The following is a 13,674-nucleotide window of genomic DNA, read 5'->3' on the forward strand; positions in this document are numbered from 1 at the left end:
CGAACGCCACCGATGACCTCGGTGGCGTTTTGCTTTGTACAGCGGCTTGCGCGCTCAGCCCGCGTCGTCGGGCATGGCCGACAGGCGCGACTCGCGGATGCGCGTCTTCGACAGCGCACCGGCCGATTCCAGGATCGGGTAGGCGATCGAGCAAATGTGGGAGTTGATGCGCTTCAAGTCGCTGATGAGGTCGAGGTGCAGCGAACTCGTCTCGATGCTTTGGGCGGTGTTGTCCTGCAGTCGGGTGATGTGCGCGGCGGCGTACTCGTGCTCCAGGTCGCGGAAGCGCGCTTTCTCTTCGAGCAGCTTGCGCGCATCGCGCACGTGACCGTCGAGAAAGACGCTCATCGCCAGGCGCAGGTTGGCGAGCAGGCGCTCATGCAGGTGCACGATCTCGGCCATGCCCGCATCGGAGAAGCTGCGGTTCTTGCGCACCTTCTTGTCTTCCACGTCTTGCAGCACGCGCTCGATGATGTCGCCGATCTGCTCCATGTTGATGGTGAAGGAGACGATGTCGGTCCAGCGGCGACTTTCCCGCTCCGACAACGCTTCGTGCGAGATCTGCGTCAGGTAGAACTTGATCGCGGAGTAGAAACCGTCGACAGTGTCGTCCAGCTGGCGCAGCTGCTGCGCCAGGTCGAGGTCGTTGTTGCGAATGACCGGCAGCACGCCGCGCAGCATGGTCTCGACCACATCGGCCTGGTGCAAGGCTTCGCGCGCCGCGCAGCTGATGGCCAGCGAGGGCGTGGCGAGCGCCACGGGGTCGAGGTGGCGTGGCCGCGTGTTGCCGGCCGGGCCGCTTTTCTCCACGAGCCAGCGGTCGACCGTCCGCCCGACGAGCCCGGTGAAGCTGATGAAGGTGAGGGCGAGCATGAGGTTGAAGCCCAGGTGGAAGAACACCACCTGGTCGTGCACGTTGGGTGCAAGCTGCTGCAGCAGCACATGGATCTGCCCCATCAGCGGGATCGCCAGCAGCACGCCCACGATCTTGAAGATGAGGTTGCCCAAGGGCAGCCGGCGCACCTGCTGGGCGGCATTGCCGGTGGCGATGAGCGCGAGGAAGCCGCTCCCCAAGTTGGCACCCAGCACCAACCCGAGCGCGACGGGTGTGGTCAGCAGGCCCGAGGCCGCCAGCGTGGCGGTGAGCAGCACGATCGCGAGGCTCGAATACGACAGCACCGTGAGTGCGGCACCGACCACGATGTTGAGCATGACCTCGTTCGGCAGCGACACCAGAAGCGCCCGCACCGCCGGCGCTTCGGTGAGCGGCCGGGTGGCGGCCACGATGAGCTGTAGCGCGAGCGTGATGAGCCCGAGGCCGATCAGCACCCGCCCGATGCGCCCGGCCCCACTCGTCTGCCGCGAGATGAAGAGCACCACGCCCACGAAGATGAGCAGCGGCGACAGCCACGACAGGTCGAACGAGAAGACGACCGCCATCAGGCTCGTGCCCACGTCGGCCCCCAGCATCACGGCCAGCGCGGGGCCGGTCGTGACAAGGCCCTTGCCGACGAACGAGGCGACGATCAGGCAGGTGGCAGTGCTCGACTGGACGACGCTCGTGACCCCGAGGCCAGCCGCCGCGGCGGTGAGGCGGTTGCTGAAACTACGCGACAGGATCTGGCGCAGGTTTTCGCCGAAGACCCGCAGCATGCCGGTGCGCACGATGTGCGTGCCCCACACCAGCAGGGCGATCGCCGCGAGAAGGTTCAGCAGGTGTTGCATGGCCCCAGTCTATCGCCGGGACTTCACGGAAATGGCTCAAAATGCCGGCTCCTTTTGGACCTACTGTTGGATCTAACGTTGGAGTAATGGCCGTGGCAATGGACGTGGTGGACTACGAAATCAAGGGCAGCGAGATGCAGTTCGTGGAGGTCGAACTCGACCCCGGCGAAGCTGCCGTGGGCGAGGCCGGCAGCATGATGTTCATGGACGCCGGCATCAGCATGGACACCGTCTTCGGCGACGGCTCGCAAAGCCAGGGCGGCATCTTCGGCAAGCTGCTCGGCGCCGGCAAGCGGCTGATCACCGGCGAGTCGCTCTTCACGACCGTCTACACCAACCAGGGCCAGAGCAAGCTGCGCATCGGCTTCGCCGCGCCGTACCCCGGCAAGATCCTGCCGATGGACCTGAAGCAGCTCGGCGGCATGCTGATCTGCCAGAAGGATGCCTTCCTCTGCGCGGCCAAGGGCGTGTCGCTGGGCATCCATTTCCAGCAGAAGATCTCCACCGGCTTCTTCGGCGGCGAAGGCTTCATCATGCAAAAGCTGGAAGGCGATGGCCTGGCCTTCGTGCATGCCGGCGGCACCGTGGTGCGCCGTGAGCTGAAGCCCGGGCAGACGCTCTTCGTCGACACCGGCTGCCTGGTGGCGCTCACGCCCAACGTCAACTTCGAAGTGCAGTACGTCGGCAAGATCAAGACCGCGCTTTTCGGTGGTGAAGGCCTCTTCTTCGCCAAGGTCACGGGCCCCGGCACGGTGTGGCTGCAGAGCCTGCCGTTCTCGCGACTGGCCTCGCGCGTGTTCGCGGCGGCGCCGCAGCGCGGCGGCAGCCGCGAAGAAGGCTCGATGCTCGGCGGCTTCGGTGCCGGCGGCGTCCTCGGGGGCATCCTCGGCGGCGACGACGAGTAAGTTGCGTGCGGGTGGCGCCCTCGTCCGGGCGCCCACCTACACTGGCCGCCTTCTCCCGCTGGGGCCTGCCTTGAATCTGTTGTCTGTTCTTCTGGCCTTGCTGGCCGCGCTCTGGTGTTCTTCGGCAGCCGCGGCCGACAAGGCGCCGATCTTCGTGCTCAACTCGCTCGACGCGTCGATCAGCGTCATCGACCCGACGAGCTTCACCGAGACGAAGCGCATCCCGACGGGCAAGGAGCCGCACCACCTCTACCTCACGCCGGACGAGAAGTCGCTCATCGTGGCCAACGCCTTGAGCGACTCGCTCACGCTGATCGACCCGAAGACGGGCGAGGTGCAGCGCACCATCACCAAGATCATCGATCCGTACCACCTGCGCTTCTCGCCCGACATGAAGTGGTTCGTGACGGCGGCCAACCGGCTCGACCACGTCGACATCTACCGCTGGGAGCCGCAAGACACTGCGGCACCGCTGAAGCTCGCCGGCCGCGTGCGCGCCACCCGCACCCCGAGCCACCTGTCGATCGACAGCAAGAGCACCACCATCTATGCGTCGATGCAGGACAGCGACGAGCTGATGGCCATCGACATCGCCACGCAGAAGCCGCGCTGGAAGATCTCCATCGGCAAGTTGCCCGCCGACGTGTACCTGACGCCCGACGACCGGCTGCTGATGGTGGGGCTGACCGGCGACGAGTTCGTCGAGGTCTACGACGTCACGCAGCCGGCCCCCAAGCTCGTCAAGCGCATCCAGACCGGTGCGGGGGCGCATGCATTCCGCTCGCGCGGCGATGGGCGGCACGTGTTCGTCAGCAACCGGGTCGCCAACACCATCAGCATGGTCGACATCCAGAGCTTGTCGGTGGTGGCCCAGCTGCCCGGCCCGGGCGGACCTGATTGCATGGACCTCCTGGCCGACGGCAAGACGCTGATGGTCACCTCGCGCTGGGCGCGCAAGCTGAGCTTCATCGACATCGAGAAGAAGCAGGTGGTGCGCCAGGTCGCGGTCGGCCGCTCGCCGCATGGCGTGTGGACGCTCGATCATGCGCCGCGCCGTTAGCCTGCTCGCGGCAGCGCTCTCAAGCGTCACGTTGGCGGCGCATGCTGCCTGCGACAAACCGCTGTACCTCACCTTCGACACCGGCCACATGGGCGTGGCACCGCTGGTGGCCGAGGTGCTGGCGCGCGAGGGCGTGAAGGCCACGTTCTTCCTCGCCGACGAAAAGACGCTCACCGGCGGGACGAGCCTCGACGACCACTGGGCGCCGTGGTGGAAGGCGCGGGCCGCCGAAGGGCACCTCTTCGGCTCGCACACCTTCGACCACGTTTATTGGCTGGCCGACACCGCGAACGGATTTCGCGTGCGCGCAAGCGCCGGGCCGCGAGCCGGGCAGATCCAGAACTGGACCCCGGCGCAGTACTGCGCGGAGCTTCAGCGGCCGGCCGATCGCTTCCGGGCGATCACCGGGCAGGCGATGCCGAAGCTCTTCCGTGCTGCCGGAGGGAAGACCTCGCCGGCCTTGCTTGCCGCTGCCAAGGCCTGCGGCTGGACGCACGTCGGCTGGAGCCCGGCCGGCTTCCTTGGCGACGAGCTGCCGAGCGACCGCTACCCCAACGCCAACCTGCTGGCCCGCGCCTTGCGCGACGTGCGCAGCGGCGACATCCTCGTGGCGCACCTAGGCATCTGGTCGCGGCAGGACCCATGGGCGCCGGCCGTGCTGGAGCCGCTGATCCAGGGGCTCAAGGCCAAGGGGTATTGCTTCACGACCCTCGCGGAACACCCTGTCTACCGTGCCGTGGCCGTCGCGCGTTGAGCCTTCCATGATCGACCAGGCGCTCCAAGTCTTCACCGATGCGTTCCACCACGCGCAGGAAACCGTCTACGAGGCGGTGGTCCAGCCGCTGGCCTTCGCGCTCGGCCTCGGCAACATGCTCGAAGACGGCTATGCCGCCACAGGGTGGCTGCTCGTGGGGCTGCTGCAGCTTGTCGTGATGCTCGTCGCGTTCCGTGCGCTGGAGCGCTGGCGGCCGGTGGAGCCGGTGATCGACCGCCGCGCGGTGAGGGTCGACGTGCTGTACACGCTGCTGCATCGCCTGGGGATCTTCCGCCTGGCCCTCTTCTTCTCGATCGACCCGCTGTGGGACCTGCTCTTCGGCACCTTGAGCCTGCACGGCATCTCGAGCTGGCAGCTCGACCAGGCGCTGGCGCCGCTGTGGCCGGGGTTCACCGACACGGCCTGGTTCGCGTTCCTCGCCTACCTGGTGGTGCTCGACTTCATCGACTACTGGCTGCACCGTGCGCAGCACACCGTCGGCTGGTGGTGGGGCCTGCATTCGCTTCACCACAGCCAGCGCCAGATGACGATGTGGAGCGACAACCGCAACCACCTGCTCGACGACATCCTGCGCGACAGCATCCTCGTGATTGCGGCGCGGCTGATCGGCATCGCACCCGGCCAGTTCGTCGCGGTGGTGGCCTGCACCCAGCTGATCGAGAGCCTGTCGCATGCGAACGTCAGGCTGTGGTTCGGCCCGGTGTTCGAGCGCGTGCTGGTGAGCCCGCGGTTCCACCGTCTGCACCACAGCATCGGCCTCGGCCATGAATCGGCCGGGCGCGGCACGCTCGGCGGCCACAACTTCGCCGTGCTCTTTCCGGTGTGGGACGTGCTCTTCCGCACCGCTGACTTCAACCTGCGCTACGACCCGACCGGCATACGCGACCAGTTGCCCGAGGAGGGCGGGCGCGACTACGGCCGCGGCTTCTGGGCCCAGCAGTGGCTGGGGCTGTGCCGGATGGTCGGGCGGCGATAGGGCGCACCACATGCCTGTTCTTGCCATGAGATCCGTCGTCGATGCCGCGTGGCGTGCCGCCGCTTATTGCCTCCATCCGCTCGTCATCGGGCTGTCGCTGGCGCCGCTGGTGTTGACCTGCGGCTTGGCGTACCTGCTGGCGCAAGCCTACTGGGAGCCCGCCATCGACGCGGTGCGCGCCACCTTCGAGTCGTGGGAATTGCTCGACGTGCTCTTCAAGTGGCTCGAAAAGATTGGCCTGCTCGGCCTCAAGTCGGTGCTGGCGCCACTGGTGGTGGTGTTCCTGGCCACGCCGGTGATCGTCTTTGTCTCCCTGCTCGCGGTGGCGGTGCTGATGGCGCCGTTCATGTTGAAGCTCGTCGCGCGGCGGCGTTTCCCCGCGCTGGAGGCGCGGCGCGGCGGCTCGTTCGCCGGCAGCCTTTTCGTGACGGTGAGCGCCACGGTGATCGCGGCGTTGGCGATGCTGGTGTCGATCCCGTTCTGGCTGGTGCCGCCGGTGGCGCTGGTCGTGCCGCCGCTGATCTGGGGCTGGCTCACCTACCGGGTGATGAGCTACGACATGCTGGCCGACCATGCCACGAAGGAAGAGCGCCAGACCCTGGTGCGGCGGCACCGGCTGGTGCTCATCGTGATGGGCGTGTTGGCCGGCTACCTGGGGGCGGCGCCGTCGCTGCTGTGGGTGTCGGGCGTGATGTTCGTGGCTTTCGCGCCCGTGCTGGTGCCGGTGGCCATCTGGGTCTACACGCTGGTGTTTGCGTTTTCGGCGTTGTGGTTCGCGCACTACCTCCTGGCGGCGTTGGCGGCGCACCGGCAGGCAGAGGGCGAGGCGGCGCTTGCGGTGGCGGCCCTGGCCGCATCGCCCGACACTGTGGAACCGGACCCCAGAGTGGTGCGTTAGTCCGCTCGAGGATTGTCCAAATTGGTGCAATCATGTGCCCCAGTATGGTGCGCACGCGAAGCCTCCGGAAAGCTGTGCACCAAGTGCTTCTTGCGCCTGGAACCGCGCTGCGCCGCCCCGTGTTGATCACCTCTGTCTGAGGGGTGCCGGGCATGCTTTCTGCTACATTCCTGTGCGCTTTTCGGGGCCGGTCCGCGCTCGATCTGCCAGCATTTCCCACCCAATTCCAACCCCACACAGCACCTCGCTAGGAGTCCCCTGATGGCCAAGACCGTCGCCGACGTGATGAAGATGGTGAAGGAGAACGAAGTCAAGTTCGTCGACTTCCGTTTCACCGACACCCGCGGCAAAGAGCAGCACGTTTCCGTGCCCGTGTCTCACTTTGATGAAGACAAGTTCACGTCGGGCCACGCCTTCGACGGCTCGTCGATCGCCGGCTGGAAGGGCATCGAAGCCTCCGACATGCTGCTGATGCCGGACGCCAACACGGCCAACATCGACCCCTTCTTCGAAGAGTCGACCCTGATCCTCACCTGCGACGTGATCGAGCCGACCGACGGCAAGCCCTATGAGCGCGACCCGCGTTCGCTGGCCAAGCGCGCCGAGGCCTACCTCAAGTCGTCGGGCATCGGCGACACCGCCTTCTTCGGCCCGGAACCCGAGTTCTTCATCTTCGACAGCGTGCGCTGGGGCGTCGACATGTCGGGCTGCTTCTCGAAGATCGAGTCCGAGGAAGCCGCCTGGAACACCGGCAAGGAATACGAGCACGGCAACTCCGGCTATCGCCCCACCGTCAAGGGCGGCTACTTCCCGACGCCGCCGGTCGACAGCGGCCAGGACCTGCGCTCCGAGATGTGCCTGATCCTCGAATCGCTGGGCATTCCGGTCGAAGTGCATCACCACGAAGTGGCCAACGCCGGCCAGATGGAAATCGGCACCAAGTTCAGCTCGCTGGTCCAGCGCGCCGACTGGCTGCAACTCCAGAAGTACGTGATCCAGAACGTCGCCCACGCCTATGGCAAGACCGCGACCTTCATGCCCAAGCCCATCGTCGGCGACAACGGCTCGGGCATGCACGTGCACCAGTCGGTCTGGAAGGACGGCAAGAACCTGTTCGCAGGTGAAGGCTACGCCGGCCTCTCCGAATTCGCGCTGTTCTACATCGGCGGCATCATCAAGCACGCTCGCGCGCTGAACGCCATCACGAACCCCGGCACCAACTCGTACAAGCGCCTGGTGCCTGGCTTCGAAGCCCCGGTGAAGCTGGCCTACTCGGCCAAGAACCGCTCGGCCTCGATCCGCATTCCGTATGTGTCGAACCCCAAGGGCCGCCGCATCGAAGCGCGTTTCCCGGATCCCCTGTGCAACCCGTACCTCGGCTTCTCGGCGCTGCTGATGGCCGGCCTCGACGGCGTGGAAAACAAGATTCACCCGGGCGAAGCTGCGACCAAGGACCTCTACCACCTCCCGCCGGAAGAAGACGCGAAGGTGCCGACCGTCTGCCACAGCCTCGACCAGGCGCTGGAGTACCTCGACAAGGACCGTGCCTTCCTGACCAAGGGCGGCGTGTTCACCGATGCCTACATCGACGCTTACATCGAGCTGAAGATGCAGGAAGTGACCCGCTTCCGCATGGCCACGCACCCGGTCGAGTTCGACATGTACTACAGCCTCTGAACCTCTCCGGTTCCGAGTGCTCGAAAAGGGACGGCAGTTGCCGTCCCTTTTTCTTTGGCGTGCGAGAGCGGCAATCGGCCACAATCGCCGGGCTAGCCCTGTCACCCGGTGCGTCGGCTCCGGCGTTACCGGGGCAGAGGTAATACATGACATCAACGCGTCTCAGGCTTTCTCTTTCCGTGCTGGCGGCCGTCGTGGCGGCGCCGGCATGGGCGCAGCAACAGGGTGACAAGCCCGTCTATCGCTGCCCCGGCAACCCGGTGCTCTACACCGACAGCCTCTCGGCCAAGGAGGCGCGCGACAAGGGCTGCCGCACGCTCGAAGGCGCGCCCATCACCGTGATCCAGTCGCCCAAGCCGCGTGCGACCGCCGGCGCGCCGGTGCCACCCGCGCCCAACCGCGAGCGGGTCGACGCCGCCGAGCAGCGCAACCGCGATTCCGACGCTCGCCGCATCCTCGAGGCCGAGCTGCGCAAGGAAGAAGAGCAGCTCGCCAATCTGCGCAAGGACTTCAACAACGGCGAGCCCGAGCGCCGTGGCGACGAGCGCAACTACCAGAAGTACCTGGACCGCGTGGCCGAGATGAAGGCCACCATCGCCCGCAAGGAAAGCGATGTCGCGGCGCTGCGCCGCGAGCTGGCCAAGCAGCCGTCGCCCGACGCCTCGCCCAAACAGCAGTGAGCGCCGCTTCTTCCTCCGCACAGCAGCCCGCCTTGTCGCCGGCGCAGACCCGGGCCTACGAGGCCTTCGATCAACTGGCCACCATGGTGGCCGTCGTGCACCGCGAGGGCAGCTGCCTGTTTGCCAATGCGGCCTTCGAGCACGTGCTGGGCCTGTCTCGCCGCAGCGTGCTGCGAGGCTCGCTCTTTGACTGGTTCGTCGACGCGCAGATCGTGCGCGACACCGTCGACGCCGTGGCCCGCAACGACTTCGCCACCAGCCGCTTCGAGGCGCTGCTGCGCCGCCCGGCCGCGCTTCACAGCGACCCGCTGCCGGTGCACGTGATCGTCAACCAGATGGAGCGAGGCGACCAGGTGCTTGTCGAGCTGGTCGAGATCGAACAGCAGACCCGGCAGGACCGCGAGGAACGGGCGCTCGGCCAGGCGGCGGCCAACAAGGAGCTGATCCGCAACCTCGCCCATGAGATCAAGAACCCACTCGGCGGCATCCGCGGCGCAGCGCAGTTGCTCGAGATGGAGGTCGAGTCGCGGGCGCTGACCGAATACACCCAGGTCATCATCCAGGAGGCCGATCGCCTGCAGGCACTGGTCGACCGGCTGCTCGCTCCCCACCGCAAGCCGCACGTGGTGAGCGACGTCAACATCCACGAGGTATGCGAGCGGGTGAGGGCGCTGATCCTGGCCGAATTCCCGCGCGGGCTCGCGGTGAAGCGCGACTACGACACCTCCATCCCCGAATTCCGCGGCGACCGCGAGCAACTGATCCAGGCCGTGCTCAACATCGCCCACAACGCTGCCCAGGCGCTCACCGATCGCATTGCCGAGGGCGACGCCAGCATCACGCTGCGCACGCGCATCGCACGCCAGGTCACCTTGGGCAAGCAACGCTATCGACTGGCACTGGAATTGCATATTGAAGACAACGGCCCGGGCATCCCCGAGTCGATCCGGGATCGCATCTTCTACCCTCTGGTATCGGGACGCGATGGCGGGTCGGGTCTGGGGCTCACACTCGCGCAAACCTTCGTGCAACAGCACCAAGGCGTGATCGAATGTGCGAGCGAGCCGGGTCAGACCCTTTTCAAGATCGTGATACCGCTGCCGTAGCTTCACGCCTCGTCAGCGGCTCCTAGAACAGGCAGGGCATGAAACCCATCTGGATCGTTGACGACGACCAATCCATCCGATTCGTGTTGGAGAAGGCGCTGGCGCGCGAAGAACTCGCGGTGCGAAGCTTCACCAACCCGCGCGACGTGCTCGCCGCACTCGAAGAAGACCAGCCGCAGGTGCTGGTGTCCGACATCCGCATGCCCGGTGGCTCGGGCATCGAGCTGCTCACCAAGGTGAAGGAGCGTGCGCCCGGCCTGCCCGTCATCATCATGACGGCCTACTCCGACCTCGACAGCGCCGTGAGCGCCTTCCAGGGTGGCGCCTTCGAATACCTTCCCAAGCCCTTCGACGTGCCCAAGGCGGTGGAAAGCTCATCCGCCGTGCGGTCGACGAGAGCATGCGCGAAGAGGTGCGCGACGAGCGTGTGGCGCAGATGCCCGAGATGCTCGGCCAGGCGCCAGCGATGCAGGACGTCTTCCGCGCCATCGGCCGCCTGAGCCAGAGCGTGGTCACGGTGCTCATCACCGGCGAATCGGGCTCCGGCAAGGAACTCGTCGCCCATGCGTTGCACAAGCACAGCCCGCGTGCGAGCGGCCCGTTTGTCGCGATCAACACCGCCGCCATCCCGAAGGACCTGCTCGAATCCGAACTCTTCGGCCATGAGCGCGGTGCCTTCACCGGCGCGCAGACCACGCGCCGCGGCCGCTTCGAGCAGGCCGACGGCGGCACGCTCTTCCTCGACGAAATCGGTGACATGCCCTTCGACCTGCAGACGCGTCTGCTGCGGGTGCTGAGCGACGGCCAGTTCTATCGCGTCGGCGGACACAACCCGCTCAAGGCCAACGTGCGCGTGATCGCCGCGACCCACCAGAACCTCGAAGAGCGCGTCAAGCTCGGCGCCTTCCGCGAAGACCTGTTCCACCGATTGAACGTCATTCGCCTGCGCCTGCCGGCGCTGCGCGAGCGCCGCGAAGACGTGCCGGCCCTGGCGCGCTTCTTCCTGCAAAAGAGCGCCAAGGAACTCGGTATCGAAGCCAAGCGCATCACCGATGCGGCGCTCAACCGCCTGATGCAGTTCGACTTCCCCGGCAACGTGCGCCAGCTTGAAAACATCTGCCACTGGCTCACGGTGATGGCCCCGGCCCAGGTGATCGAGCCCAAGGACCTGCCGCCCGAGCTGCTCGGCGGCGGCGACCCGTTGGCGCCGCGCCCGATGGCGCCGGCGTCCGCCCCGGCCGCGGTGATCGAGGGGGCCGACCTGCCCGGTGCCCTGCCGGTCGCGGCGGCACCGGCGTGGACGACACCCACCCCGGCGATCCCCACCATGCCGGTGGCCGAAGTGCCGGCAGCCACCGTCAACTGGCTCTCCGACCTGGAGCGCGAATCGCGCGCCATGCTGCAGTCCGGCGTGCCCGAGGTCTGGGACACGCTCACGCGCAAGTTCGAGGCGCAGCTGATCCACACCGCGCTCGAGATCACGCGCGGGCGCCGCATCGAGGCCGCGCAGAAGCTCGGCATCGGCCGCAACACGATCACGAGAAAGATCCAGGAACTCGGTCTCGACGACTGAAGCTCAGGCGCCGCTGCTGCTGGGTGACGGCGGTGCCTCTTCCATCAGGTGTGCCACACGCTGTCCTGACCGCGTGTGCGCGGCAATCACCTTCATCACCACCACCAGCGCCGGGCCGAGGAAGAGTCCCCACAGGCCCCAGATCGAGCCCCAGAAGACCAGGCCGATGAAGACCGCGGCCGGGTTCATCTTCGCGGCGCGCCCCTGCAGCCAGGCGGTCACGATGGTGCCGATCAGCGTCGACATCACGATGATGAACGCCGCCATCGCTGCGGCCGAGCCGAGTGATCCGTGTGCGAGGAAGGTTTCGGCGGCCCCAAGACCCGTGAGCACCGCCATGCCGAGGTAGGGGATGACGTGCAGCAGCCCGGCCGTCACGCCCCAGCCACCGGCATCGGGCAGGCCGGCAGCCCAGAAGGCGAGCCACACGGCCGCGCCGATGAGCGCGTTGGTCACCACCAGCACTCCGAGGTAGAGGCGCACCTGATGCGCACATTCGAGCAGTGCGCGTTGGGCGCGCGCCTGCACCTCCGGATGGTCGCCCCACAGGCCCAGGAAGCGCTCCGTGAGCGGCTTGCCGCCGATGAGCACGAAGAAGGCCACGAGGAAGACGATGCTCAGGTTGGCGGCGAATTCAAGCAGCGCGCTCGACCCGGTGACCGCACCTTCGCGCAGCGCCACCGTGGCGCCGGCGGTGATGGTGTTGGGGGCCGATGCCGCCGCAGCCGCGGCCGCCGCCGCGACGACCCGCCGCGTGGGTCGAGGCGGCTTGCCCGACATCACCCGCTCGGTGGCGCGATCAAGCTCCTGAAGCGCGATGCGCGCCCGCGAGACCACCGACTCGGCGCCAGGGTCGCGCTCGGCCAGTTTGACCGCGGCCATGCTGATCATCTCGGGGGTGCGTTCGGCCACCCGCACCAGCTGCCCGCCGAAGATCATGCCCCCGGCGACCAGCGTGCCCATCACCACCGCGAGCGTGATGAGCGTGGCGAGTGCGCGGCTGCGCAGCCAGCGCTCCAGCGTCACCGACAACGGCACCACCAGCATCACGAGCATCAGCCCCGCCGTCAGCGGGATCAGGAAGCGCTGCCCCCACCACAGCACTGCCACCACGGCGATGGCCGCCAGCAGGTTGGTCGCCGCACTCGAGCGCACGCGCGGCTTGTGCGTGCGGCGCGGCAGCGGGTGATCGTCGTCGTCTTCGTCGTCGGTCTGCATCGGGTATGCGAAAAAAAGCCCCGGCGTTCAGTGAACCCGGGGCAGCGATGGGCGCCTTCGTTCAGGGACGGACGGCGATCTCGTTCTTCACGGCCTTCACGCCGTCGACCTTCCAGGCCAGGTTCTCGGCCGTGGACTTCTCGGTCGCGTTCTTCGCGAAGCCCGACAGCATCACCGTGCCCTTGAGCGTCTCGACCTTGATGGACGTGGCGTCGACTTCCTTGTTGTCGACGAAACGGGCCTTCACGGCGGTGGTGATGGCGGCGTCGTCGACGTACTGGCCGACGGTCTCCTGCTTGCGGGTCACGGCGCAGCCGGCGGTCGCCAGCAGGGCAACGGCCGTCATCGCGGCGGCGAGGGTGGTGCGGATCATCATGGTGTAGCTCCTATCGTGTTGGACATGCGGGTGGTTCTTCGAACCCACCACCCTGGGGCGGAAACGTGGGGCGCTCAGGCGAGCCAGTCCGACAGCTCGTCGGCATGCTCCTGCTCGTCGGCGAGGATCTCCTCGAGGATGCGGCGCGTGGTGCTGTCCTTGTCGCCGATCAGCTTGATGATCTGCGTGTAGGCCTCGATGGCCACGCGCTCGGCGACGAGGTTGGCGCGGATCATGTCCTGCAGCTCCAGCGACTCGTCGTAGTCGGCGTGGCTGCGCTGCATCAGCGAGTCGGGGCGGAAATCGGGCTTCCCGCCCAGCTGCACGATGCGCTGCGCGAGCTTGTCGGCGTGGGCCGATTCTTCATTCGCGTGAACCAGGAACTCGTCGGCCACGGCCGGCGAGTCCAGGCCCACCGCGGTGTAGTAGTGGCGCTTGTAGCGCATCACGCACACGAGTTCGGTGGCGAGCGAGTCGTTGAGCAACTTGATGATGTCTTCGCGCCAGGGGCCGTAGGCCGGGGTGATGGCGCCTTGGTCGAGGCTCTTGCGCGCGGCTTCGAGGCCGGCTTCGTCGAGCACCAGCGGGGCGTACTCGGCGTTGGGCGCAGTCTGGGTTTTCTGGTCTTGTGAGGTGAACATGCAGTCCTCGTGGGGATGGCTGGGCAATGCCTGAACTCTAGAAAGCCATCTGAGCGGACACCAT

General features: G+C 66.9%; 14 protein-coding genes. 10 read left to right on the top strand and 4 right to left on the bottom strand.

The window, feature by feature from the left end; genetic code table 11:
- Window positions 1-54: 54 nt before the first annotated feature.
- A complete protein-coding gene (locus LRS03_RS00700) occupies window positions 55-1,725 on the bottom strand; it encodes a Na/Pi cotransporter family protein (RefSeq protein WP_257823397.1) in 1,671 nt (556 codons plus the stop codon).
- Between the two features lie 92 nt (window positions 1,726-1,817).
- On the opposite strand from LRS03_RS00700, the gene LRS03_RS00705 reads away from it, so the two are divergent.
- The 10 genes from LRS03_RS00705 (at window position 1,818) to LRS03_RS00750 (ending at window position 11,375) form a co-directional block, all read left to right on the top strand.
- Complete coding sequence (locus tag LRS03_RS00705; protein ID WP_374684970.1) at window positions 1,818-2,630, top strand: TIGR00266 family protein; 813 nt, start codon at window positions 1,818-1,820, stop codon at window positions 2,628-2,630.
- Window positions 2,631-2,709: 79 nt separating this feature from the next.
- Entirely contained in the window at window positions 2,710-3,690 is a 981-nt protein-coding gene (locus LRS03_RS00710) for a YncE family protein (protein ID WP_374685083.1), read from the top strand.
- Window positions 3,674-4,444, top strand: coding sequence for a polysaccharide deacetylase family protein (locus tag LRS03_RS00715; protein ID WP_257823398.1), 771 nt, complete (start codon window positions 3,674-3,676; stop codon window positions 4,442-4,444). The genes LRS03_RS00710 and LRS03_RS00715 overlap by 17 nt, the downstream gene beginning before the upstream one ends.
- Window positions 4,445-4,451: 7 nt before the next feature.
- A complete protein-coding gene (locus LRS03_RS00720) occupies window positions 4,452-5,441 on the top strand; it encodes a sterol desaturase family protein (RefSeq protein WP_257823399.1) in 990 nt (329 codons plus the stop codon).
- 25 nt (window positions 5,442-5,466) lie between these two features.
- Window positions 5,467-6,339: an EI24 domain-containing protein gene (locus LRS03_RS00725; protein WP_257823400.1), complete on the top strand. Its 873-nt coding sequence runs from the start codon at window positions 5,467-5,469 to the stop codon at window positions 6,337-6,339.
- A gap of 261 nt (window positions 6,340-6,600) precedes the next feature.
- Entirely contained in the window at window positions 6,601-8,016 is a 1,416-nt protein-coding gene (glnA, locus tag LRS03_RS00730) for a type I glutamate--ammonia ligase (RefSeq protein WP_257823401.1), read from the top strand.
- A 146-nt stretch (window positions 8,017-8,162) separates the two neighbouring features.
- A complete protein-coding gene (locus LRS03_RS00735; protein WP_257823402.1) occupies window positions 8,163-8,696 on the top strand; it encodes a hypothetical protein in 534 nt (177 codons plus the stop codon).
- Window positions 8,697-8,728: 32 nt separating this feature from the next.
- Window positions 8,729-9,802: a nitrogen regulation protein NR(II) gene (gene glnL, locus LRS03_RS00740; RefSeq protein WP_257829344.1), complete on the top strand. Its 1,074-nt coding sequence runs from the start codon at window positions 8,729-8,731 to the stop codon at window positions 9,800-9,802.
- Between the two features lie 38 nt (window positions 9,803-9,840).
- On the top strand, window positions 9,841-10,302 hold the full coding sequence (locus LRS03_RS26685; RefSeq protein WP_257823403.1) for a response regulator: 462 nt from the start codon (window positions 9,841-9,843) through the stop codon (window positions 10,300-10,302).
- Window positions 10,269-11,375: a sigma 54-interacting transcriptional regulator gene (locus LRS03_RS00750; RefSeq protein WP_257829346.1), complete on the top strand. Its 1,107-nt coding sequence runs from the start codon at window positions 10,269-10,271 to the stop codon at window positions 11,373-11,375. The genes LRS03_RS26685 and LRS03_RS00750 overlap by 34 nt, the downstream gene beginning before the upstream one ends.
- A 3-nt stretch (window positions 11,376-11,378) precedes the next feature.
- Here LRS03_RS00750 and LRS03_RS00755 read toward each other — a convergent pair whose 3' ends face one another.
- The 3 genes from LRS03_RS00755 to LRS03_RS00765 form a co-directional block, all read right to left on the bottom strand.
- Entirely contained in the window at window positions 11,379-12,593 is a 1,215-nt protein-coding gene (locus LRS03_RS00755) for an AI-2E family transporter (protein ID WP_257823404.1), read from the bottom strand.
- Window positions 12,594-12,654: 61 nt separating this feature from the next.
- Entirely contained in the window at window positions 12,655-12,969 is a 315-nt protein-coding gene (locus LRS03_RS00760; protein ID WP_257823405.1) for a BON domain-containing protein, read from the bottom strand.
- Between the two features lie 74 nt (window positions 12,970-13,043).
- Window positions 13,044-13,610, bottom strand: a complete 567-nt coding sequence (locus tag LRS03_RS00765; RefSeq protein WP_257823406.1) for a ferritin-like domain-containing protein — start codon at window positions 13,608-13,610, stop codon at window positions 13,044-13,046.
- Between the last annotated feature and the right edge of the window lie 64 nt (window positions 13,611-13,674).

It is taken from the genome of Rhizobacter sp. J219 (assembly GCF_024700055.1).
Lineage (GTDB): Bacteria > Pseudomonadota > Gammaproteobacteria > Burkholderiales > Burkholderiaceae_C > Rhizobacter.

Excerpts from the sequence above, each read along its gene's own strand:
- LRS03_RS00700 (WP_257823397.1), bottom strand. The coding sequence starts at position 1,725 with ATGCAACACCTGCTGAACCTTCTCGCGGCGATCGCCCTGCTGGTGTGG.
- LRS03_RS00760 (WP_257823405.1), bottom strand. The coding sequence starts at position 12,969 with ATGATGATCCGCACCACCCTCGCCGCCGCGATGACGGCCGTTGCCCTG.
- LRS03_RS00715 (WP_257823398.1), top strand. The coding sequence starts at position 3,674 with ATGCGCCGCGCCGTTAGCCTGCTCGCGGCAGCGCTCTCAAGCGTCACG.
- LRS03_RS00725 (WP_257823400.1), top strand. The coding sequence starts at position 5,467 with ATGAGATCCGTCGTCGATGCCGCGTGGCGTGCCGCCGCTTATTGCCTC.
- LRS03_RS26685 (WP_257823403.1), top strand. The coding sequence starts at position 9,841 with ATGAAACCCATCTGGATCGTTGACGACGACCAATCCATCCGATTCGTG.
- LRS03_RS00765 (WP_257823406.1), bottom strand. The coding sequence starts at position 13,610 with ATGTTCACCTCACAAGACCAGAAAACCCAGACTGCGCCCAACGCCGAG.
- glnA (WP_257823401.1), top strand. The coding sequence starts at position 6,601 with ATGGCCAAGACCGTCGCCGACGTGATGAAGATGGTGAAGGAGAACGAA.
- LRS03_RS00735 (WP_257823402.1), top strand. The coding sequence starts at position 8,163 with ATGACATCAACGCGTCTCAGGCTTTCTCTTTCCGTGCTGGCGGCCGTC.
- LRS03_RS00755 (WP_257823404.1), bottom strand. The coding sequence starts at position 12,593 with ATGCAGACCGACGACGAAGACGACGACGATCACCCGCTGCCGCGCCGC.
- LRS03_RS00750 (WP_257829346.1), top strand. The coding sequence starts at position 10,269 with ATGCAGGACGTCTTCCGCGCCATCGGCCGCCTGAGCCAGAGCGTGGTC.
- LRS03_RS00720 (WP_257823399.1), top strand. The coding sequence starts at position 4,452 with ATGATCGACCAGGCGCTCCAAGTCTTCACCGATGCGTTCCACCACGCG.